This is a genomic window from Polaromonas sp. P4_F9 (assembly GCF_056401235.1).
Genome location: NZ_JBFUJT010000013.1, coordinates 101346 through 124358 on the forward strand (window position 1 = coordinate 101346; position 23013 = coordinate 124358).

19 protein-coding genes are annotated in these 23013 nt (G+C 61.5%); 15 read left to right on the forward strand and 4 right to left on the reverse strand.

The window, feature by feature from the left end:
- The first annotated feature begins 769 nt into the window (after positions 1-769).
- The gene (gene ltrA / locus AC1DUB_RS13400) at positions 770-2527 is read left to right on the forward strand and encodes a group II intron reverse transcriptase/maturase (RefSeq protein WP_477729900.1); all 1758 of its coding nucleotides are present in this window, start codon (positions 770-772) and stop codon (positions 2525-2527) included.
- A gap of 72 nt (positions 2528-2599) precedes the next feature.
- Positions 2600-3445 carry an orotidine-5'-phosphate decarboxylase gene (pyrF, locus tag AC1DUB_RS13405; RefSeq protein WP_477729901.1) on the forward strand — a complete coding sequence of 282 codons (846 nt, stop codon included), beginning with the start codon at positions 2600-2602 and terminating at the stop codon, positions 3443-3445.
- Positions 3446-3603: 158 nt separating this feature from the next.
- Here pyrF and AC1DUB_RS13410 read toward each other — a convergent pair whose 3' ends face one another.
- Entirely contained in the window at positions 3604-4593 is a 990-nt protein-coding gene (locus AC1DUB_RS13410) for a magnesium and cobalt transport protein CorA (protein WP_477716361.1), read from the reverse strand.
- Positions 4594-4790: 197 nt separating this feature from the next.
- Complete coding sequence (locus AC1DUB_RS13415) at positions 4791-6017, reverse strand: patatin-like phospholipase family protein (RefSeq protein ID WP_477729902.1); 1227 nt, start codon at positions 6015-6017, stop codon at positions 4791-4793.
- 564 nt (positions 6018-6581) lie between these two features.
- Here AC1DUB_RS13415 and hpf point away from each other — a divergent pair.
- The 3 genes from hpf (at position 6582) to hprK (ending at position 8577) form a co-directional block, all read left to right on the forward strand.
- Entirely contained in the window at positions 6582-6911 is a 330-nt protein-coding gene (hpf, locus tag AC1DUB_RS13420; RefSeq protein WP_477716359.1) for a ribosome hibernation-promoting factor, HPF/YfiA family, read from the forward strand.
- A gap of 187 nt (positions 6912-7098) precedes the next feature.
- A complete protein-coding gene (gene ptsN, locus AC1DUB_RS13425; protein WP_477716358.1) occupies positions 7099-7572 on the forward strand; it encodes a PTS IIA-like nitrogen regulatory protein PtsN in 474 nt (157 codons plus the stop codon).
- A gap of 54 nt (positions 7573-7626) precedes the next feature.
- Positions 7627-8577 (forward strand): HPr(Ser) kinase/phosphatase, encoded by a 951-nt coding sequence (hprK, locus tag AC1DUB_RS13430; protein ID WP_477716357.1) that lies wholly within the window; start codon positions 7627-7629, stop codon positions 8575-8577.
- A gap of 371 nt (positions 8578-8948) precedes the next feature.
- On the opposite strand, the gene fur is transcribed toward hprK, so the two are convergent.
- Complete coding sequence (gene fur, locus AC1DUB_RS13435; RefSeq protein ID WP_477729903.1) at positions 8949-9407, reverse strand: ferric iron uptake transcriptional regulator; 459 nt, start codon at positions 9405-9407, stop codon at positions 8949-8951.
- Between the two features lie 105 nt (positions 9408-9512).
- Here fur and AC1DUB_RS13440 point away from each other — a divergent pair, with 105 nt between their 5' ends.
- The 6 genes from AC1DUB_RS13440 (at position 9513) to AC1DUB_RS13465 (ending at position 15569) form a co-directional block, all read left to right on the forward strand.
- Entirely contained in the window at positions 9513-10067 is a 555-nt protein-coding gene (locus tag AC1DUB_RS13440) for an outer membrane protein assembly factor BamE (RefSeq protein WP_477729904.1), read from the forward strand.
- 8 nt (positions 10068-10075) lie between these two features.
- The gene (dapB, locus tag AC1DUB_RS13445) at positions 10076-10894 is read left to right on the forward strand and encodes a 4-hydroxy-tetrahydrodipicolinate reductase (RefSeq protein WP_477729905.1); all 819 of its coding nucleotides are present in this window, start codon (positions 10076-10078) and stop codon (positions 10892-10894) included.
- 211 nt (positions 10895-11105) lie between these two features.
- On the forward strand, positions 11106-11750 hold the full coding sequence (locus tag AC1DUB_RS13450; protein ID WP_305635100.1) for a MotA/TolQ/ExbB proton channel family protein: 645 nt from the start codon (positions 11106-11108) through the stop codon (positions 11748-11750).
- 26 nt (positions 11751-11776) lie between these two features.
- Complete coding sequence (locus AC1DUB_RS13455) at positions 11777-12205, forward strand: ExbD/TolR family protein (protein ID WP_477729906.1); 429 nt, start codon at positions 11777-11779, stop codon at positions 12203-12205.
- A 142-nt stretch (positions 12206-12347) separates the two neighbouring features.
- A complete protein-coding gene (gene leuS / locus AC1DUB_RS13460) occupies positions 12348-15026 on the forward strand; it encodes a leucine--tRNA ligase (protein WP_477729907.1) in 2679 nt (892 codons plus the stop codon).
- Between the two features lie 36 nt (positions 15027-15062).
- Positions 15063-15569, forward strand: a complete 507-nt coding sequence (locus AC1DUB_RS13465; protein ID WP_477729908.1) for an LPS-assembly lipoprotein LptE — start codon at positions 15063-15065, stop codon at positions 15567-15569.
- Between the two features lie 85 nt (positions 15570-15654).
- Here AC1DUB_RS13465 and rocF read toward each other — a convergent pair whose 3' ends face one another.
- Entirely contained in the window at positions 15655-16569 is a 915-nt protein-coding gene (gene rocF / locus AC1DUB_RS13470) for an arginase (RefSeq protein WP_477729909.1), read from the reverse strand.
- A gap of 283 nt (positions 16570-16852) precedes the next feature.
- On the opposite strand from rocF, the gene holA reads away from it, so the two are divergent.
- From holA to AC1DUB_RS13490, 4 genes are all read left to right on the forward strand, one after another.
- Complete coding sequence (gene holA, locus AC1DUB_RS13475) at positions 16853-17932, forward strand: DNA polymerase III subunit delta (protein ID WP_477729910.1); 1080 nt, start codon at positions 16853-16855, stop codon at positions 17930-17932.
- Positions 17933-18100: 168 nt separating this feature from the next.
- Positions 18101-19384: a glutamate-5-semialdehyde dehydrogenase gene (locus AC1DUB_RS13480; protein ID WP_477729934.1), complete on the forward strand. Its 1284-nt coding sequence runs from the start codon at positions 18101-18103 to the stop codon at positions 19382-19384.
- 153 nt (positions 19385-19537) lie between these two features.
- Positions 19538-20833: a glutamate--cysteine ligase gene (gshA, locus tag AC1DUB_RS13485; protein WP_477716349.1), complete on the forward strand. Its 1296-nt coding sequence runs from the start codon at positions 19538-19540 to the stop codon at positions 20831-20833.
- Positions 20834-21122: 289 nt separating this feature from the next.
- Complete coding sequence (locus AC1DUB_RS13490; protein ID WP_477716348.1) at positions 21123-22991, forward strand: potassium transporter Kup; 1869 nt, start codon at positions 21123-21125, stop codon at positions 22989-22991.
- The last annotated feature ends 22 nt before the right edge of the window (positions 22992-23013 follow it).

Below are 23013 nucleotides of genomic sequence, written 5' to 3' on the forward strand. Positions count from 1 at the left end.
GGACGCAATTCGTCGCCAATTAGAGACATATTTCCGCAAGGAAAGGCCTTGTTACCTCTTGCTGCAAATTTATCTGTAGCAGGTTGTACTGGTAGGGGAGCGTAACCGCTCTCTGTGTCTTGTTTTCCACCAAAACCACGTCTGGAACGACGTGACCTCGACCGCACGTGCGCCTGGAGTAATCCGGGGGTGCGGAGCTGCGGTTAAACAACCTGTGCGCAAGCACACAAGGCCGACGCGAGTCAGTCCCAATCCCACGAACAAGACGCGGGAAGGTTGCCGAGGTATAGGGTACGGGAAATGTAATGTGAACTCTCGTTTGAACCGTCGTCAGCATTAGGCAGCTTACGCTTGTCTCTCCCGCATGGGAGGAGCTGCGGCCAAAAGGCACGAAGTCAGGACACACCTGTCATGGACTGTGTGTCGTTCCCAGAACGACTTCCGGCGGATAGAGAGTCCCTAACCCCATCTGTTTGGCAGCCGCCAGACTGGGCACAGAGGGAAACGAGGTAAGCCCCACTCACCGCCAGCCCCGCAAGGGGCTGGCAACCCGCGAGCAATCAAAGGCCATGGTGGAGGGGGTAAAGGAAGAGGCAAAAAGCGAATGCCGGTCTGTAATGGATCGGATAGGTCATGCCTAAGCGAAAGCGAGCAGACTTGCCTCAGGTGCGACAGCGTAAAGCCGTTGCGACTTTATCAATGACCCAGAGGGTATCTGACCCTTTGGGTCAGTGCCATCTTCAATGGGTCAAACCAAACTGGAGAAGGTATGGAACACATCGGCAACGATGCTGCGTCTCCAGACGGACCAAGTGAATGGCATTCGATTGATTGGAAGCTAGTCATGGAGTTCGTCGGGAAGGCGCAGATGCGCATAGCGCAGGCAGAACAGGAGAAGGGCTTCCGACGAGTTGCAAGACTCACACGAAGTCTGACTCGATCCTGGCAAGCCAAGGCATTGGCAGTCAGGCGAGTAACGGAGAACCAAGGGAAGCGAACGAGTGGCGTCGATTGCGTACTTTGGGACACGCCAACAAAGAAATGGAATGCGATCAGTTGTCTGAACCCTAAAGGGTATCGGGCTCGCCCCCTCCGGCGGGTCTATATCCCGAAGGCCAACGGAAAGGAACGCCCCCTGGGCATGCCGACTATGAAGGACAGAGCGATGCAAGCACTTTATCTGCTTGCGCTGGAACCGGCTGTGGAATGTGCGTCCGATCCGAACTCATATGGGTTCCGGAAGGGCAGATCAACCCATGATGCACGGTCTCAGTTGTTTGTATCTTTATCCAAAAAGGCTTCGGCCCAATGGGTATTGGATGCGGACATCGCTGGGTTCTTTGACAACATCAACCACGAGTGGTTGCTGAACCATGTCCACATGGACAAGGTGATGCTGCGCAAGTGGTTGAAATCTGGAGTCGTTGACGCGGGTCAGCTCCAGCGCACGGATGACGGTACGCCGCAGGGCGGCGTCATCTCGCCGGCATTAGCGAATATCACCCTGAATGGTCTGGAAACGGGGCTCATGCAATTCCTCCGGGAAAAGCTGGGCGTCAATCAGGCAGGAAAGGTGAAGGTGAACTTGGTAAGGTACGCAGATGACTTCGTGGTGACGGGTAGTTCAAAAGACTTCCTTGAGACCACTGTCCGACCTTGGATTGTTGAATTCTTGCGCGAGCGGGGGTTGACACTGTCCACGGAAAAGACGCGCATTGTGCACATTGACCAAGGTTTTGACTTCCTAGGGTGGAACTTCCGCAAATACGGAGGGAAACTACTCATCAAGCCGAGCAGCAAGAACGTGAAAGCGTTTTACGCCAAGGTGARGGAGGAAATCGCTGGGTCGCTATCGAAGGTTCCAGTAGAAACGTTGATAAAGCGCCTGAACCCAATCCTCAAAGGTTGGGCTCAGTACCACAAGGGCACGGTTGCAAAGCAGACTTTCAGCAAAATGGATTCTCTGATTTATTGGAGACTGATGCGCTGGGGCTTGCGGACGCATCCGCGCAAGACGGCGGGTTGGGTGTACGGCCACTACTGGAAACAGTGTGGTTCACGCAAACAATTCGCGGGATTGCAGGAAGACTCGTCCGGAGGTGATGAAAGGATACCGCTGTCGCTGTATCGCCTGTCGGACATGAAAATTGTCCGGCACATCAAGGTAAAGGGGGATTACAACCCTTTTCATCCCGACCGGATTGCCTACGGGGAGAAACTGCGAGTGCAACGAATGGGTGAAACCATTTGGAGCGCTCAAAGGGCCTCTCTGTGGTTCGACCAAGGTGGTAAATGCGCTCTCTGTCARCAAGAAATCGACWTGGCTGAKGAAAACATGGACGAYCACCATATCGTCTATCGGCAGCTAGGAGGGAGTGATGCTCTYTCCAATCGGGTGCTGTTACAYCCGATCTGTCACAGGCGTGTCCACGCCCTAGGTTTGAAGGTTATCAAGCCGGTCCCCGGTACGGGGGACTTTAATCTGGCGAAGCAGCCGAAGGTTATGCAACCTGTTGAAGCTGTGTAGTCAGTGGTCGTACGTGAGCCGTGTGCGGTGAAAGTCGCAAGCACGGTTCGATGGGGGGGATATCATCGAGAGATGGTATCCCTACCCTCCACCTTCCTCGACATGCTGGGCGCCGCAGAACGCCAGAACAACTCCATGCTGTGCGTGGGCCTGGACCCGGAGCCCACCAGATTCCCCGGCAGGCTCCAGGGCGACGCCAACAAGATCTACGACTTTTGTGCCGCCATCGTCGATGCCACCGCCGACCTGGTGATCGCCTTCAAGCCGCAGATCGCCTACTTTGCTGCGCACCGGGCCGAGGGCCAGCTCGAACGCCTGATGGAACACATGCGCCGCGTGGCGCCTCAGGTGCCCATCATCCTCGATGCCAAGCGCGGCGACATTGGCAGCACGGCCGAGCAGTACGCCAAGGAGGCGTTCGAGCGCTACGGCGCCGACGCGGTGACGCTGTCACCGTTCATGGGTTTCGATTCGGTGCAGCCCTACCTGAAATACCCGGGCAAAGGCGCCTTCCTGCTGTGCCGCACCTCGAATCCCGGCGGTGACGACCTGCAGAACCAGCGGCTGGCCAGCATCGACGGTCAGCCATTGCTCTATGAACACGTCGCCCGCCTGGCCCAGGGGCCGTGGAACCTCAATGGCCAGCTCGGTCTCGTGGTTGGCGCCACCTATCCGGCGGAGATCGAGCGCGTGCGCAGCGTGGCGCCCACGCTGCCGCTGCTGATTCCGGGTGTGGGCGCGCAGGGCGGCGATGCGGTGGCAACGGTCAAGGCGGGTTGGCGTGCAGGCGCGTCCATCATCGTGAACTCTTCCAGGGCGATCCTGTATGCGTCGTCGGGAGAGGATTTTGCGGAGGCTGCGCGGCGTGAAGCGGTGAGGACGCGCGATGTGCTGGAGGCGGCGCGCCTGGAGGTGTAAAGGGCGTAAGGCTTTTACGTTTCCGGCCCATGAATAGAGGTTTAGACCAGAGGTGCAGATGAGGTACAGATCGCTATTGGATTAGTAGCAATATGTTGCCGTCATCATTGGGTCAAGACCTTTTTTACATGCCCGCGACCGGGAGGCCGCCCGGCAGGCTACTTCAACCAGCCACGCTTGCGGAAGTACCACATGGGCACCAAGGCACTGGAGACCATCAGCGCCAGCACGTAGGGGTAGGCCGCCGTACCGAGCAGGTCGAACTCGGGGAATTTCAGGTTCATGCCGTACAGGCTCGCGATCAGCGTCGGCGGCAGCAGTGCAACGCTGGCGACCGAGAAGATCTTGATGATCTTGTTCTGGTTGATGTTGATGAAGCCGACCGTGGCATCCATCAGGAAGTTGATCTTGTCGAACAGGAAGGCGGTGTGTGAGTCGAGCGAGTCAATGTCGCGCAGGATTTGCCGCGCCTCCTCGAACTGCTCGGCATTGAGCATCTTGCTGCGCATCATGAAGCTGACCGCGCGCCGCGTGTCCATCATGTTGCGGCGGATGCGGCCGTTCAAGTCTTCGTGGCGCGCAATGGCGCCCAGCACTTCGCCGGCCAGGGCGTCGGTCACATCGCCTGACAGCACCTGGGTGCTGACTTTTTCCAGCTCGACATAAATGCCTTCCAGGGTGTCGGCGGAGTATTCGGCATCGGCGTCAAACAGCTTGAGCAGCACTTCCTTGGCGTCTTCAATCAGCCCTGGCGCGCGCCGCGCGCGCATGCGCAGCAGCCGAAACACCGGCACATCCTCGTCGTGGATGGAAAACAGCACACCCTTGCTTTTCAGGTCGTCATTCACCAGGTTCAGGATGAAGGCCACCCGCACCGTGCGCGGCTCCGCCTCGTCGGCAATCAGGAAGTCGGAGCGGATGTGCAGCTCGCCGTTGTCTTCTTCATAGAAGCGGGCGGACTCCTCAATGTCCTCGTCCATCGCGTCTTCAGGGATGGACAGGCCGTAGTACTGCTTGATCCAGCGTTTTTCTTCCAGGGTGGGGGATTCCAGGTCCACCCAGATGGGCTGGAATTTGGAGAGTTCTTCCAGGGACTCGATCTCTTCCTGGAACAGCCGCCCGTTGGCGAGCGTGAAAATATTGAGCATGACTGACTGCCTATCGGTTCAAGGGCGGGCGCAAGGAGCGCGTGCGCCTTGGGCAAAGGGGGTGAGTGGCGCTATCGCTTTCAACCCCCCAGCGACACTTCAGGTCAGTCTGCGGCGTTGAAAGCTAGCGACTAGGGCTGCTTTCCAAGGATTTCTCCGTAATGAATCAGCGGCGATTATGGCATTTCAAAACCGATTTATCTAGCGCCCGCCAGGCCGAAAAAAGCCATCAGTTCGTCTTTGCGGGCATAGGCATCCTGCTCGCCCAGCGCCATCAGCGCCTTGACAAAACCCGGCTCGAACAACAGGTAGCTGGCCAGGGCTGCGCCGCCCGGGCTGCCTTTGGCGCCGAGTGCACCCAGGCCCGCCAGCGCGTTGTATGCGCCTGTGGGCAGCTCGCTGGCATGCGCCTGCGCCAGTGCGTCGAGCGACTGGGACGGGGCCATCGCCAGTACCTCGATGGGCCGGTAAGGCAACAGCGCGGCGATTTCCCGTGGCAGCCGGTGCATGGTGTTGCTCACCCGCTGGGCCTGCTCCACATCGGCCTGCAGCGTGTCCTGGAAGACGCTGGCCATGGCGTGGCCGGCAATGGCGCCCAGGGTGGGTCTGCCGCTGATGTTCGGGCCATTGCCGCTGACGAAGGTGGCGCGCTCCGGCTGCCCGACCCCAATCACCAGTATCTTGCCGGCACCCAGGTGCAGGGCGGGCGACAGCGGCGAACTCTGGCGCATCGAGCCATCCCCAAAAAACTCGCGATGGCCATCCACCCACAGCGGTGTGGACGGAAACAGGAAGGGAAGGGCGCTGGAGGCCATCAGATGCTCGATGGTGATGGGCTGGAATTCGGCGCGCCGGCCTGGCCGACTCCATAAATCGATCTGCCGGCCGGGAGCCATCTGGCAAAACGTCCAGTGCACCCCGCTGCTGTAGCTGGAGGCGGAGATGGCCAGCGAATGCAGCGTCTGGTCTTGCAGTGCCTGGTCAATCCGGTCCAGTGAAATGCAGCGGTGCAGGGTATCCACCAGCGGTGTGTTGTCCAGCAGCGAGTGCTGGGCACGCACCTGCTGCGACAGGAACAGGGCCGCCGCAATCCGGCTCGAGCGTATCCACGTCGGCACGCTGAGCTTGTACACATGGGACGAGCGCAGGGTGGTCCAGAAGCTGGCCAGCTGGCCAAAGGCCCTTAGTCCTTCGCCGGCATGGCTGGCGAGGAAGGTTGCATTGAGCGCGCCGGCCGATGTGCCCACCAGTATCTTGAAGGGAAACTGCTCGTTGAAACTGTCACCCTGAAGGCTCAGCATGGTGGACAGTGCATGGAGCACGCCAGCCTGGTACGCGGTACGCGCACCCCCGCCCATCAACACCAGGGCATTGAGTTCTTCTTTGGGGCCGGTCAGGCCGGAGAGGACGGATTCTAGTGACATGCTGAGCCGATCGGTGCGAGCGTGATTGCCGAATATCCCATGGCTCACCCTCGCATGGAGCCTACATCACCCGGGCGGTGGCAAATGATAATTCGCAGGCGAACGACCCACTTGCCCCGTCACCGGGCTTGTCCTGGTTGCAATGGCGCCACGCCGCCATCCGCCGAGGCCGGATCGGGCTGCGGAACCGCCAGACCCGCAGACTCCAAAACTTGAGTAAAACCGGCGGTTATCCGCCTTTTCTTGACCCTCCGGGCTTTGATTGCGGCGGGAGCTTGGGGCGCCACCGCCGGACGGCCCCGCCGCCCATCAGAAACCCCGGAAAATCAAGGACTTGCGCCCGGTTGGCGGCTTCAGGTGCCTGGGCTCGGCACCAGGGCCGCCCTGGACGCTGGGCGGTTTCGCGGGCGGGCGTGCCTCACGTGTTCTTACGATGCCGGCTTGCAATTGCAGGGCTTCGGGCGCATAGTGATTCCAAGAGTGTTGTCCCCCGTCTGCCGTCCTGCCGTCACTGGCCGGATGGTGTTTTCAACCCAGCTCCAACTTTGGAAAAGGAGTTTCTTTATGAACTTGACGATCAGCGGTCACCATCTTGAAGTTACCCCCGCGCTGCGCGGTTATGTGACAAGCAAGCTGGATCGGATTACCCGGCATTTCGACCAAGTAGTGGATGTAAAAGTCCTGTTGACAGTGGACAACATGAAGGAAAAGGAAAGACGCCAGCGGGCCGAGTGCAATGTGCATGTCAAGGGCCGCGACCTGTTTGCCGAGAGCTCTCACGCTGATCTGTACGCCGCAGTTGATGAATTGACTGACAAGCTTGACCGTCAGGTCGGGCGCTACAAAACCAGAACCCAGGATCACCACCACGTTGCCGTCAAGCGACAAGCCTAGCTCTGGCGGGATCGCGCTGAAAAGCGGCCCGCAGTTGACACTTGGCCCTGCCCTTCGGGCACTCCTTGTGTCATTGGGTAAATTAGTGTGTTCTGACGAGCCGCTTGCACGCGCAAGCGGCTTTTTTATGCCCCTTCTGCCTTCAAACCCGCTGCAAAGTGCATAATTCGGCGACTAAAAGATCGTTATGAACCGTCTTTCGCAAATTTTGCCCCCCTCCCAAGTGCTGGTCAGTGTTGAAGCGACGAGCAAAAAGCGTGCTTTTGAAGAAGCCGGTTTGTTGTTTGAAAACCAGCACGGCCTGAACCGTGCGCTGATCACCGACAGCCTGTTCGCGCGTGAGCGCCTGGGCTCGACCGGTCTTGGCCATGGCGTGGCCATTCCCCATGGCCGCATCAAGGGCCTCAAGGCCCCGATGGCCGCGGTTTTCCAGCTGCAGGCCCCCATTGGTTTCGACGCGCCCGACGAGCAGGCCGTCGGGTTGCTGATTTTTCTGCTGGTGCCGGAAGCCGCCACGCAAAAACACCTTGAAATCCTCTCTGAAATTGCCGAACTGCTCAGTGACAGCACGCTGCGGGAGCAACTCAAGACGAGCACGGACGCGGCGGCGCTGCACCACCTGATTGCATCGTGGCACTCTGTCCATGAAGTCAGTTCATGAACCCGGTTCCTGGATTTGGGCGGTGTGAACCTTGATTTTCAGTAACAGGCCGGCATGAAGCCCACCGTTGTCAGCGCTGACGTTCTGTTTGAGGACCACCGCGCCGCCCTGAAGTGGCAGTGGGTGGCGGGCCTGGGCGCCTCCGAAAGGCGTTTTGACGAAGTGGCCGTGCGCGCGGCGCGCTCCGGGGCTGACCTGGTCGGCTACCTCAACTACATCCATCCGTACCGCGTACAGATCCTGGGCGAGCGCGAAGTCGCTTACCTGACCAACGAAAGCCCGGACGACTGCGCCCGCCGCATCTCCCGCATCATCACGCTGGAGCCGCCGGTGCTGGTGGTGGCCGACGACCAGACGGCGCCCGACACGCTGCTGTCGATGTGCGAGCGCGCGCAATTGCCGATGTTCGCCACGCCGGAGTCGGCCGCCTTTGTGATTGACGTGCTGCGGGCCTACCTGTCCAAGCACTTTGCCGACCGCACCTCCATGCACGGTGTCTTCATGGACATTCTGGGCATGGGCGTCATGATCACCGGCGAGTCCGGCCTGGGCAAAAGCGAGCTGGGGCTGGAGCTGATTTCGCGTGGGCATGGCCTGGTGGCCGACGACGCGGTGGACCTGTATCGCATCAACCAGACCACGATTGAAGGACGTTGTCCCGAGCTGCTGCAGAACCTGCTCGAAGTGCGCGGGATCGGCCTGCTGGACATCAAGGCGATTTTTGGCGAGACGGCCGTCCGCCGCAAGATGCGCCTGAAGATGATCGTCCACCTGGTGCGCCGGGAAACCCTGGAGCGCGACTACGAACGCATCCCCTACGAGCCGCTGACGCAAGACGTGCTGGGGATTCCCGTGCGCAAGGTCATCATCCAGGTGGAGGCCGGCCGCAACATCGCCGTGCTGGTGGAAGCCGCCGTGCGCAATGCCATCTTGCAGCTGCGCGGCATCAACACCTACCAGGATTTCGTGGAGCGGCACCGCAAGGCAATGGAGCAGGATGATTGAGCCCCCACGCTCGCCACTGCGTGTGCTTCGCTGCCCCCCGAGGGGGCCGCTGCGCCTGCGGTCCGGCAAAGCCGGTCCCGCGGCCCCTGCTGGGGTGAAGAGCCCCCACGCTCGCTGCGTGTAGCTCCCGAGGCCCTGCAGGCCGCGGCTCGCGGGACGCTTCGCCTCTGTCGCCTGTCCAAGCCTGCTCAAGCAGTTTGGAGCCGCAGGCTCCAGCTCCCCGGAGGCTATTTTTCCTTGGGGCGGCCCTGCGCTGCGCACGGGCGTTTCTCACCTTTCTGGCTCTCGGTGGTTCGAGGCTGATGTGCCACTGAATTAATGGCCGGCTGCGCCCGTTCCGATTGGGCCGGTACGCTTTCTTCTCTGAAAACTCAGATATGGTGGTGGTGATGGCGCACGGGCGCGGTTCCCCGGTTGGGGCAGTTTTCCTTGGTGCAATTGGCGTACATCGAGAGGGAGTGATCGGCGATGGCAAACCCCTTGGCCTTGGCCACGGCATGCTGGCGCTTTTCAATCTCGGCGTCGTAAAACTCCTCAACCTTGCCGCAATCCAGGCACACCAGGTGGTCATGGTGCTGGCCTTCATTGATCTCGTAGACCGCCTTGCCCGACTCGAAATTGCTGCGATTGAGGAGGCCCGCCTGCTCAAACTGGGTCAACACCCGGTACACCGTGGCCAGACCGATGTCCGACCGGTCTTCCAGCAGTACCCGGAAGACGTCTTCCGCCGTCATGTGGCGCTGCTTGCCGGCCTGAAAAATCTCGAGGATCTTCAGGCGAGGCAAGGTGGCCTTGAGGCCGGTGTTTTTTAACTCGTCAATGTTACTCATGGAAATCTCTTTGGGGGACACGGGGCGGGGCCCCTGGCGGCCTGATCCGGAGTCAGGAAGTACCCAGCCGCTACAATGACCAATCATATCGCTACACCCTATCCCATGTCTGCAAATCATCGTTACGGCGTCCAAACAGCTTCCATCGTCCTGGCATGCGCGGTACTGGCGTCCTGCGGCAGCAGCGCGATCAACCCGGTCAACTGGATCACCCCCTACAAGGTAGATGTGATCCAGGGCAACTTCATCTCCAGCGAGCAGGTCGAGCAGCTGCGGCCCGGCATGAGCCGCGACCAGGTCCGGGCGGTGCTCGGCACGCCCCTGCTGGCGAGTCTTTTCCATGCCGACCGTTGGGACTATGTCTTCACGCTGAAGCGGCAGGGCGTTGACTCCCAGACCTACAAATACACGGTAATTTTCAAGGGTGACCAACTCGAGAGCTTTGCCGGCGATGCCATGCCCAGCGAGGCGGAGTTCATCGCCAAACTGGACAACAAGCGAAAATTGGGCAAAGTGCCTCCCCTGGAAGCCAGCGAAGAGCAGCTGAAGGCCGCTGAAAAACCCTCGTCCGCCAAGCCGGCGTCCGGGGCTGCCGTTGCCGCTCCGCCGGCGGATCCGCAGACCACGGTCTACCCGCCGCTCGAAAGCCCGAAACAGTGAGCGGCGGCATGACGACGGACGCGCGCCATCACAGGATCGCGGTAGCGGGTGCCGGTGGCCGCATGGGCCACATGCTGATTGAAGCGGTGAGCGCCAGCACCGACTGCCAGCTGACGGGCGCACTCGATGTGGCCGCCAGCCCCGCCATCGGCATGGACGCAGCGGCATTTTCCGGACGGGCCAGCGGTGTGCTCATCAGCGCCGACATCCGCCAGGGATTGCAGAACGCCGGCGTGCTGATTGACTTCACCCGCCCCGAAGGCACGCTTGCGCACCTGAAGGTGTGCCGTGAACTCGGCGTCAAGCTGGTGATAGGCACCACCGGCTTTTCAGAAGAACAGAAGGCCGAGATAGCCGCCGCTGCCAAAGACATTGCCATCGTCATGGCGCCCAACATGAGCGTGGGCGTCAACGTCACGTTCAAACTGCTGGAGATGGCCGCCAAGGCGCTGTCTACCGGCTACGACATTGAGATCATCGAGGCCCATCATCGCCACAAGGTGGATGCGCCCTCCGGCACCGCCCTCAAGATGGGCGAAGTGGTTGCCGGCGCGCTGGGCCGCGACCTGAAGGATTGCGCCGTGTATGCCCGCGAAGGCATCACGGGCGAGCGCGACCCTTTGGCCATCGGTTTTTCCGCCGTGCGCGGCGGTGACGTCGTCGGCGACCACACCGTGATGTTCCTGGGCACCGGAGAGCGCATAGAGATCAGCCACAAGTCGTCGAGCCGAAGCAACTATGCCCAGGGCAGCCTGCGCGCCGCCCGTTTCCTGGGCGGCCAGTCCAGCGGTCTTTTTGACATGTTTGACGTCCTCAACCTGAAATGATCCCCGCAGAACGCCGCGAAGGGCCGCCCCAAGCAAGTTCAGCCCCCCCGGAGGGCAGCGCAGTACACGCAGTGAGCGAACGTGGGGGCTCTACCCTCCAGCTGGGGCCGCGGGACTGGCTTCGCCAGACCGCAGGCGCAGCGGCCCCCTCGGGGGGCAGCGCAGTACACGCAGTGACAAGCGTGGGGGCCATATCCCACGAAGGGCCGGTATGAATTTCTTCAGCCTCATGACCCAGGGCGGCGTCGTCAGCCAGCTGGTCGCGGTGCTGTTGCTGGCCATGTCGGTGGCCAGCTGGGTGGTGATCCTGTGGAAAGCCTGGCTGCTGCACCGCGCGCTGGGCGACGTGGCGCGCAGTACCGCGGTTTTCTGGCAGTCCGTGTCAATCGAGGAAGCCAGCCAGAAAGTCGCGGCTTTTGATCGTGAATCGCTGGTGTTGCCCTTGATTGATGCCACGAAGTTAAGAGCCATTGGCACCCTGGGGGCTGCCGGCGACCGGGCACAGCAGTTGACCCGTGTGCTGCGCGATGCCCTGCACGCCATCCTGCACAAGCTGCAGTTTGGCCAGGTCCTGCTGGCCACCGTCGGCTCGACCGCTCCGTTTGTGGGCCTGCTGGGCACGGTCTGGGGCATCTACCATGCACTGATCGGCATTGCGTCGGCTGGCCAGATCACGATAGACAAGGTCTCGGGGCCGGTCGGCGAGGCGCTCATCATGACGGCTGCCGGCCTGGCGGTCGCGATTCCTGCCGTGCTGGCCTACAACATCTTTGGCCGCCACATTGGCCGCATCGAGGCCGACCTGGAAGGGTTTGCGCGCGATTTGCGGGAGTTGCTGGCGGGCCATCGAGGCTGAGCCTTCAAACCAGGAACGCATGCACCATGGGATTTGGCCGACTCGAACGCATCCAGGGCCCACAGCCCATGAGCGAGATCAATGTCACACCGCTGGTGGACGTGATGCTGGTGCTGGTGGTCATTTTCATCATCACGGCGCCCTTGCTGGCCAGCACCGTCCGGCTCGACCTGCCCCGGACCGAGGGGGCCCAGTCGACCGATGTACCCCAGTTTGTCACGCTGGTGGTCGACAAATCGGGCCAGGTTTTTCTGAGCGATAAGCCCGTGAAACTGGACGAGCTGGCGCGGAACCTGGCGCAAACCGCGGGCCGGAACCCCGATACCGAGGTGCAGCTGCGCGCCGACGAGGCTGTGCCCTACGGCCGGGTGGTGGAGGTGATGGGTGTGGCGCAAAAGGCCGGACTCAGCCGCATTGGTTTTGTTGCCGAGCCCAAGCCCGCGGCGCGCCCGTAAAATTGCGGCCAGGTCACCATTTCTGAAGATCTGAAAAGAGCGACGGGCCTGCCCCGCTTATTTCACTGTTGTTAACGGCCCCTTTTTACCGCCTGAACTTATTGTGCGACCGACGGAAGCGAAACTTTCGGGCGCTATCCCCATGCAAGACAAATACAACCACCTCGACGTCGAGCGCAGCGCTCAAGCCCAATGGATCGCAGCGGACGCCTACCGCGTCACCGAAGACGCCAGCGGCAAAAAGCCGAGGGGCAAGTACTACGCCTGCTCCATGCTGCCCTACCCGAGCGGCAAGCTGCACATGGGCCATGTGCGCAACTACACCATCAACGACATGCTCACGCGCTACCTGCGCATGAAGGGCTACAACGTGCTCATGCCCATGGGCTGGGACGCGTTCGGCCTGCCGGCTGAAAACGCCGCCATGAAAAACGGCGTGCCACCGGCGCAGTGGACCTACGACAACATCGCCTACATGAAAAAGCAGATGCAGGCGATGGGGCTGGCCATCGACTGGAGCCGCGAGGTGGCCACCTGTGACCCGAGCTACTACAAGTGGAACCAGTGGCTGTTTTTGAAGATGCTGGAAAAAGGCATTGCCTACCGCAAGACCCAGGTCGTCAACTGGGACCCTGTCGACCAGACCGTGCTGGCCAACGAGCAGGTGATCGACGGCAAGGGCTGGCGCACCGGCGCGACGGTGGAAAAGCGCGAGATCCCTGGCTACTACCTGAAGATCACCGACTACGCCGAAGAGCTGCTGGGCCACGTGCAGCACCAGCTGCCGGGCTGGCCCGAGCGTGTCAAGCTGATGCAGGAAAACTGGATCGGCAAGAGCGAAGGGGTGCGCTTTGCCTTCACGCACGACATCAGGGATGCCTCCGGCGCGCTGATCGGCGGCGGGAAGATGTATGTGTTCACCACCCGCGCCGACACCATCATGGGCGTCACCTTTTGCGCGGTCGCCCCCGAGCATCCGCTGGCGCTGCATGCCGCCGCCCTGAATCCGCAGCTCGCCGCCTTTATCGAGGAATGCAAGGCCGGCGGCACCACCGAGGCCGAACTGGCCACGCAGGAGAAAAAAGGCAAGCCCACCGGCCTCTTTGTGACGCACCCGCTGACGGGCGAGCAGGTTGAGGTATGGGTCGGGAACTACGTGCTCATGAGCTATGGCGACGGCGCCGTGATGGGCGTGCCCGCGCATGACGAACGTGATTTCGAGTTCGCCAAAAAATACGGCCTGCCCATCAAGCAGGTCACCGATGTGAAAGGCCAGGCCTATAGCCTTGAGGCCTGGGCGGACTGGTACGGCGACAAGCAGCAGGGCGTGGCGGTCAACTCCGGCAAGTACGACGGCCTGGGCTTGAAGGCCTGCGTCGATGCCGTGGCCGCCGACCTGGCCGCCAAGGGCCTGGGCGAGAAGAAAACCACCTGGCGCCTGCGCGATTGGGGCGTCAGCCGCCAGCGCTACTGGGGCACGCCCATCCCCATCATCCATTGCGATGAACACGGCGCCGTGCCGGTTCCCGAGAAAGACCTGCCGGTGGTGCTGCCGCAGGACTGCGTGCCCGATGGTTCGGGCAACCCGTTGCACAAGCACGAAGGTTTTCACGCGGGTGTCGTCTGTCCGGTGTGCGGCAAGCCCGCACGTCGCGAGACCGACACCATGGACACCTTTGTCGATTCGTCGTGGTACTACATGCGCTACTGCGACCCGAAAAACGACCAGCAGATGGTCGCCGAAGGCGCCAGCTACTGGATGCCGATGGACCAGTACATCGGCGGCATCGAGCATGCCATCCTGCACCTGCTGTATGCGCGTTTCTGGACCAAGGTCATGCGCGACCTGGGGCTGGTGAAGGTCGATGAGCCCTTCACCAAGCTGCTGACGCAGGGCATGGTGCTGAACCACATTTATTCGCGCAAGGGCGAAAAAGGCGGCATCGAGTATTTCTGGCCCAGCGAGGTGGAAGACATCCATGACGCCTCGGGCAAGGTGACCGGCGCGAAGCGCAAGAGCGACGGCCTGCTGGTGAACTACGAAGGCGTGGGCACCATGAGCAAGTCCAAGAACAACGGCGTCGACCCGCAGGACCTGATCGAGCGATACGGCGCCGACACTGCGCGCCTGTACACCATGTTCACCGCACCGCCCGAGGCCACGCTCGAATGGAACGACGCGGCGGTGGAAGGCTCTTACCGCTTTTTGCGGCGCGTCTGGAATTTCGGCTTCAAGCTTTCTGCCCTGCATTCAGGCGCTGATGCTGATACCGACGCCGGTGGCTTGGGTATTGATGGGGCTAAAGCCACGTTTGACAAGGAAACCAAGGCCCTGAGGCTGGAAGTGCACACGGTGCTCAAACAGGTGGACTACGACTACCAGCGCATGCAGTACAACACGGTGGTCTCCGGCGGCATGAAGCTGCTCAATGCGCTGGAAGATTTCAAGGGCGAGAGCTCCGCGTCGTCCGCGGCAGCGTTGCGCGAAGGCTTCGGCATCCTGCTGCGTTGTCTCTATCCCGCGACGCCGCACCTCGCGCACGCCCTGTGGTCAGAGCTGGGCTATGCGGCCCAACAGGGCGACCTGCTGGATGCGCCCTGGCCCGAAGTGGACAGCAGCGCGCTGCAGCAGGACGAGATCGAACTGGTACTGCAGGTCAATGGCAAGCTGCGGGGTTCCGTCACCGTTCCCGCGGGGGCCGACAAGGCCACCATCGAGGCTGCGGCGCTGGCGTCGGACGCCTTCCTCAAGCAGGCGGCCGGCGCGCCTGCCAAAAAGGTCATCGTGGTGCCTGGCCGGCTGGTCAACATCGTTGTCTGAAACAACCCCCAAGATAACCCCAAGATAAGGCAAACCATGCAGCGTCGCGCTTTACTGTCCCTGACGGCTTCCGCCGCCGCCCTGAGCCTGGCTGGCTGTGGCTTTCAGCTGCGCAAGGCGCCGGATTTCGCCTTCACGACCCTGTTCAGTGGCCTTCCCGAATCCTCACCGCTGGGTGTGGAATTGCGGCGGTCGTTGGAGTCCACCCGCAAGGTCAAGGTGATCACCGACGGCCGGCAGATCAAGGATGCACAGGTCATTCTGGACGTGCTGGGCGACCAGCGGGAAAAGCAGGTGCTCAGCCGCAACGCCAGCGGCCAGGTGCGCGAGTTCCAGTTGCGCATGCGCTTTCGTTTCAAGCTGCGCACGCTGGCGGGCAAGGAGCTGATACCGGAAACCGAAATCCTGCAGCAGCGCGACATCAGCTTCAATGAATCCGCCGTGCTGGCCAAGGAGGCGGAGGAAAACCTGCTCTACCGCGACATGCAAAGCGACATCGTCCAGCAGATCATGCGCCGCCTGGCGGCCGTGACGGAAATCTAGGCGGAGTTCCAGGGATTGCCGGGCCTGCCCCGGCTCGCCACGCTACGTCCGGGTTGCAGGATTGGTTGCACGGCCGGCTGCAGTACTAGCGCCGCATCAGCGTGCTCTTGCCGAACAGGCTTTCCATCAGGTCCAGCGCCACTTCGGCCGTGCCGTTGCGCACGTCCAGCGCCGGGTTCAGCTCCATCACATCGAGCGACGCCAGCCGGCCGGTGTCGGCAATCATCTCCATGCACAGCTGGGCCTCGCGGTAGGTTGGCCCGCCCTTGACGGCGGTTCCCACGCCTGGTGCGAACGAGGCATCCAGAAAGTCGACGTCAAAACTCACATGCAGATGGGTGTTGTCGTCCATGTCGGCAAGTGCCGCCTGCATGGTGTGGCGCATGCCCATTTCATCGATGTAACGCATGTCGAACACTTCGAGGCCCAACTGCCGGACAAAATGCTTTTCGCCTTGATCCACGCTGCGGATGCCGATTTGCCGCACGGCTGAGGGCTGGATGGCTGGCACCACGCCGCCTATGCCGGTCAGCTCGGCAGGCCCGTGGCCGCACAGCACGGCCACCGGCATGCCGTGCGTATTGCCGGTGGGCGTCAGGTCGTTGGTGTTGAAGTCGGCATGGGCATCCAGCCACAGCACGCGCAGTGTGTGGCCGGTCTGCCGGCAGTGGCGCGCCACTGCGCTGATGGAGCCAATGGCCAGGCAGTGGTCGCCTCCCAGCAAAATCGGCATCTCGTTCTCGCTCAGCGCGGCATACACCGCCTCATGCACGGAACGGTTCCAGGCCGCCACTTCGGCCAGGTGGCGGTAGCCGTCAACGGGCGGCTGCCAGGGATTGGCCGGCCCGACCAGGTTGCCCTGGTCCGCGACAGTCAGGCCGTGGCCCTCCAGCGTGGCCTGCAGTCCCGCGACGCGCAGCGCTTCAGGGCCCATGGAGCAGCCACGGGTACTGGCGCCAATGTCGGTCGGCGCACCAATCAGCCGGATGTGTCTGGTCATGTCGAGGTCAATGCGGTGGCGAGGGGTTTGACTGTTCCTCTGTTGGATTGGGCTAGGCTCCCCGGGGCGGCGCGGGCTCTGCACCTGCTGCAGTTTATACAAGTAGCGCAGGGTCGGGGTGGCCAGCCCTTCCATGAACACGGGTCTGGACGAGCAGTGATCAGGAAAAGAAAGAAGACCTCGCCAGTCAAGTGGTGCGCCCGTCAAAACGTCAAAAGACGTTGACGTTTTGCGGCATGGCTGGAAATTTCACCGCGGGGATGGAGGGCGCTAAACTTCAGCCATGAACCTGGCCCCCGCGCAACTGTCCGAGCACCTCAAGCGCGGCCTGAAAAGCCTTTACACACTGCATGGCGACGAACCCTTGCTGGTGCAGGAGTTCGCCGATGCCCTGCGCGCCGCGGCCCGGGAGCAGGGCTATACCGAACGCACTGTGCACACGGTGGCCGGGGCGCATTTCGACTGGAGCGAGGTGCTGGCCAGCGGCGGCTCGCTGAGCCTGTTTGCCGACAAGCAGATCGTGGAGATCCGCATCCCCAGCGGCAAACCCGGCAAGGACGGGTCGGTCGCGCTGCAGCAGCTGGCCGAGCGCGCCCAGGGCGACGACTCCACACTGACGCTGGTGCTGCTGCCCCGGCTGGACAGCATGACCGCCAAGGGGGCCTGGTTTGGCGCGCTCGACAGCTTTGGCGTCACGGTCAAGTTCGATCCGATCGATCGCCGCAACTTGCCGCAATGGATTGCCCAGCGCCTGCAGCAGCAGGGCCAGCGCGTGGCGGCGGGCGAAGAAGGCCAGCGTACCCTGCAGTTTTTTGCCGACCGGGTGGAGGGCAACCTGCTGGCCGCGCACCAGGAGATCCAGAAGCTGGGCTTGCTCTATCCGGCCCAGGAAGACGGCATCCTCAGTTTTGACCAAGTGGAAAACGCCGTGCTCAATGTGGCGCGCTATGACGTGTTCAAGCTGTCGGAGGCCGTGCTCGGGGGCCAGGCGGTGCGCGTGGCGCGCATGCTTGACGGCCTGCAGTCCGAGGGCGAATCCGAAGTGCTGGTCCACTGGGCCCTGAGCGAAGACATCCGCAGCATGAAGCGCGTAAAAGACGCGATTAGCGCCGGGCGGCCCATGCCAATGGCATTGCGCGAAAACCGTGTCTGGGGCCTCAAGGAAAAACTGTTCGAACGCGTGCTGCCGCAAATCGGCGACACCACCCTGGCCAACCTGCTGCATGCCGCGCACAAGGTCGACGGCATCGTCAAAGGCCTGAAACAGCCCGACTGGCCCGCCGACGGCTGGCAGGCCCTGCACCGGCTGGCCGGCATGGTGTGTGAGCAGTGCGCCGCGCCGGGCCGCCCCAAGCAAGCATAAGCCCCCGTGGGGGCAGCGCAGTACGCGAAGCGACAAGCGTGGGGGCCAAGGACACCGCGCCGGGCCGCCCCCCATGCAAACACAAGGACCTAAACAAGGACCTGAAGCCCCACTGGCGCGTGAATAGGGGAAAATAGCGGTATGAACGCGCCCGATCTTCAAAACGCAATGGCCAGGGATGGCGAGCTTGCGCACCTTATGGACAACCTGGGAGCGCAGGCAAAAACAGCCTCGGCCCACATGGCGAAAGCGCCAGCAGCTATCAAAAACAAAGCGCTTGTACGCCTGGCCGACCTGCTGCGCGACAGCGTCGCTGCGCTGGAGGCTGCCAACCAGCGCGACCTGGCGCGCGCCCAGGCGGCCGGGCTGGCCGGCCCCCTGCTGGACCGCCTCAAGCTGACCCCCAAAATCCTGGACACCGTGGCCCTGGGCTGCGAACAGCTCGCCGCCATGCCCGATGTGATCGGCGAGATCATCGGCATGAAAGAGCAGCCCAGCGGCATCCGCGTCGGGCAGATGCGTGTGCCCATCGGCGTGTTCGGCATGATTTATGAAAGCCGGCCCAATGTGACGATTGAGGCGGCATCGCTGGCCATCAAGAGTGGCAATGCCTGCATTTTGCGCGGCGGCTCCGAGGCCATTGAGTCCAACAAGGCGCTGGCGTCGCTGGTGCGGCAGGCGCTGACCGATGCCGGGCTGCCGGCGGACGCGGTGCAGTTGGTGCCGACCACCGACCGCGAAGCCGTGGGCCGGCTCATTGCCATGCCGCAGTATGTGGACGTCATCATTCCGCGCGGCGGCAAAGGGCTGATCGAACGCATCAGCCGCGATGCCAAGGTTCCGGTCATCAAGCACCTGGACGGCAACTGCCATGTGTATGTGGACGACCCCTGCGACATCGACATGGCGGTCAGGGTGGCCGACAACGCCAAGACCCAGAAATACAGCCCCTGCAATGCCAGCGAAGGCTTGCTGGTGGCGCGCGGCGTGGCCGCTCACTTCCTGCCCGAAATTGGTGCGATCTATGCTGCGAAGGGTGTGGAAATGCGCTGCGACGCCGAAGCCCGGGCCCTGCTTGCCGGCGTGAAGGGTGCCAACCTGCAGCCCGTGTCCGAGCAGGACTGGTATGAGGAATACCTGGCGCCCATCATCAGCATCAAGGTGGTGGCCGGCGTGGATGAAGCGATCGCCCACATCAACCAGTACTCCAGCCACCACACCGATGCCATCCTGACGCGTGACCACATGCATGCCCAGCGGTTTTTGCGCGAGGTTGATTCAGCCAGCGTCATGGTGAATGCGAGCACCCGCTTCGCGGATGGTTTCGAGTTCGGGCTGGGCGCGGAAATCGGCATCAGCACCGACAAGTTCCACGCCCGCGGGCCGGTGGGCATTGAGGGCCTGACCTCGCTCAAATATGTAGTGCTGGGCAACGGGGAAGTGCGGACCTGAAGCGCCGTACGGCGGCTCGGCGGGTGGGCCGCCATCGGTCTTTTTGCGATTTGGGCTTCGCACCTTGTAACCGGGCGGTGCATCCCAATATCCCTAGAATTCGGTCAGATATAACCGGATCTGATAACAAAATTCCCCTTTGAAAGTGGCCGCATGGTTCCGCATCTCATCACCGCCCTGAACGGCCCCATCAACGAACTTGAGCAGCGCATTCTTGACTCCATGCCCGCGATCGAGCGCTGGTTCCGGCTGGAGTGGATGGAGCACACGCCGCCCTTTTACAGCTCCGTCGATATCCGCAACGCGGGTTTCAAGCTCGCGCCGGTGGACACCAACCTCTACCCCGGTGGCTGGAACAACCTGACGCCCGAGATGCTGCCGCTGGCGGTGCAGGCGGCGATGGCGGCGATTGAAAAAATCTGCCCCGAGGCCCGCAACCTGCTGGTCGTGCCCGAAAACCACACGCGCAACAGCTTTTACCTGTCGAATGTGCTGCAACTCAAGCGCATCTTTCACCAGGCTGGCCTCAACGTGCGCTTTGGCTCGCTCAGCCCCGAGATCAAGGAGCCCACCACGCTGAACCTGCCGACCGGCGAGACCATCACCATCGAGCCGCTGATCCGCACCGACCGGCGGCTGGGCCTCAAAAACTTCGACCCCTGCACGATCTTGCTCAACAACGATCTTTCAGCGGGCATTCCCGGGATGCTGGAAGACCTGCACGAGCAGTACCTGCTGCCGCCGCTGCACGCCGGCTGGTCGGTACGGCGCAAGTCCAGGCACTTCAAGGCCTACGAGGAAGTCTCCAAACGCTTCGGCAAGCTGCTGGGCATCGATCCCTGGCTCATCAACCCGATGTTTACCCAATGCGGCGAAATCAACTTTGCCGAGGGCGTGGGCCTGGAGTGCCTCACCACCAACGTCGATGCGCTGCTGACCAAAATCAAGCGCAAGTACAAGGAATACGGCATCAACGAAAAGCCGTTTGTCGTGGTCAAGGCCGACAACGGCACCTATGGCATGGGCATCATGACGGTGCGCGATGTGAAGGATCTTGAGGTGTTGAGCCGCAAGACCAAAAACAAGATGGGCGTGACCAAGGATGGCCAGACGCTGTCGGAAGTCATCATCCAGGAAGGCGTGCTCACCAATGAACGCGTCAACGATGCGGTGGCCGAGCCGGTGGTCTACATGATGGACCGCTATGTGGTCGGCGGGTTCTACCGCGTGCATGCCGAGCGTGGCGTGGACGAAAACCTCAACGCCCCGGGCGCCAGCTTTGTGCCGCTGGCCTTTGCCGAAAGCGGCCGCCTGCCGCAGCCCGGTGAAAAACCAGGCTCCAGCAGCCCCAACCGCTTCTATATGTATGGCGTGATCGCAAGGCTGGCGATGCTGGCCGCCAGCTACGAACTGGAAGCGACCGATCCGGATGCCGAGGTCTACGACTGACGAGGCCTGCAAAAGGGCGATTTTTTTGAACTGAACCATAGTTTGTCTGGAATTAATGCTATAAAAATAATAGCAATTTGAGTGTTGCAGGCTGATGCACCCTGAAGCCTGTCAGCTGCTTTTGTTACAAGTTGTTGCATTGCAACAAAACCCGGATTTGTTGAATTTAGGGGTGTTCGCCGAGTCGCAAGCCCTTCGCCTGGGCGCAAAATAGCGTTCCCCTAGGTAACCCATTCCCGCAAGCTCGGACCGTGCCCCGCCGGTCAGTTGATAAAGACGGGAAGTTTTTGTGTCAAATTCAAAATCATCACTTGCGGCGCTCACATTGGGCGCCATTGGTGTCGTCTACGGCGACATCGGAACCTCGCCTCTATACGCGTTCAAGGAGGTCTTCGCCAGCGGTCATGTTCCTATCACGACGGCCAATGTGTTGGGCGTGCTCTCGCTGTTTTTCTGGACCCTCACGGTGGTGGTGTCCATCAAGTATGTGGCACTCATCATGCGGGCCGACAACGCAGGCGAGGGGGGCTTGATGGCCTTGCTGGCCCTGGCGTCCCAATCGGTCAAGGATCATCCCCGGCTACGGCAGACCCTGCTGATCCTGGGCGTATTTGGCGTGGCCCTGTTTTTTGGCGACGGGATCATCACGCCGGCGATTTCCGTGCTCTCGGCGGTGGAAGGGCTTGAAATCATTACGCCGGCCGCCAAGCCCTACGTCGTCCCTATTTCCCTGCTGGTGCTTTTTATGCTTTTCGCGGTGCAAAAACGCGGCACGGCGGATATTGGCAAGTTTTTTGGGCCGATCACGGTATTTTGGTTTCTGGCCATCGCAGCCACGGGCGTGGCGCAGATTATCCAGAACCCTAGTGTGCTGGTGGCTGTCGCACCGTGGTATGCCCTGCGCTTTGCGGTGGAGCACTATGAGATTGCCTTCATCACGCTCGGTGCCGTGTTTCTGTGCGTCACAGGCGCCGAAGCGCTTTACGCGGATATGGGGCACTTCGGGAAGCAGCCTATCCGGCTGGCCTGGTTTGCACTGGTCATGCCATCCCTGATGCTCAACTACTTTGGCCAGGGGGCGCTGGTCCTGCTGGACCCCAAAGCGGCGACCAATCCGTTTTACCTCATGACGCCGGACTGGGCGCTGATTCCCATGGTGGTCCTGGCGACAATGGCCACGGTGATTGCCTCGCAAGCCTTGATTTCAGGGGCATTCTCAGCCGCCAAGCAAACAGTTCAGATGGGATTCCTGCCGCGCCTGAGTATCCTGCACACCTCGATCCGTGATACCGGGCAAATCTACATCCCCGCCGTGAACTGGACTTTGTTGATCGGGGTGGTGATGGCCGTGCTGATGTTCGGGTCTTCCTCGGCCCTGGCGGCGGCGTATGGCATCTCGGTGAGTTTACTCATGGTGGCCACCACGGCACTCACTTTTTTTGTGATCCGTTTCGGTTGGGGCTACCCCTTGCCTTTGTGCATCGCCGCGACCGGCTTCTTCTTTGTGGTTGATGTCGCATTTTTTGCCTCCAATGCCCTGAAGATCGTCCAAGGCGGATGGTTCCCGCTGGCGATTGCCGTGGTGCTGTACCTGCTCATGACCACCTGGAAGGACGGCCGTCAGCTGCTGACCGAAAAGCTGCGCACCGACGCCATCGACCTGCCCAGTTTTCTGGATGCCGTGTTCGTCAGCCCACCCGCGCGGGTAGAAGGCACGGCGGTCTTCCTGACCGCCGAGGCTGGCACCGTGCCCAACGCGCTGATGCACAACCTCAAACACAACAAGGTGTTGCACGAGCAGAACCTGTTTGTGACGGTGCGCAACCACGAGGTGCCATGGATTGGCTTGAGCAAGCGGCTCGCCATTGAAGCGCTGGGCCACGACTGCTGGCAAGTCATTGTTCATTACGGTTTCAAGAACGATCTGGACCTCCCCAAAGCCTTGCAGCAAATGAAGGCCCGGGGCTGTGAGGTGGAGTCCATGAGGACCAGCTATTTCCTCTCGCGCGACACCGTGGTTCCGACGCTGGGCAGCGGTATGGCGCCCTGGCGCGAGAAACTGTTTGCGCAGATGCACCATAACGCCAGCGGGGCGGCGGATTTTTTGAACCTGCCCAATAACTCCGTGGTGGAGCTGGGCAGCAAGATCGAGATTTGAGCCTTGCCCCTTCCGGGCAGGA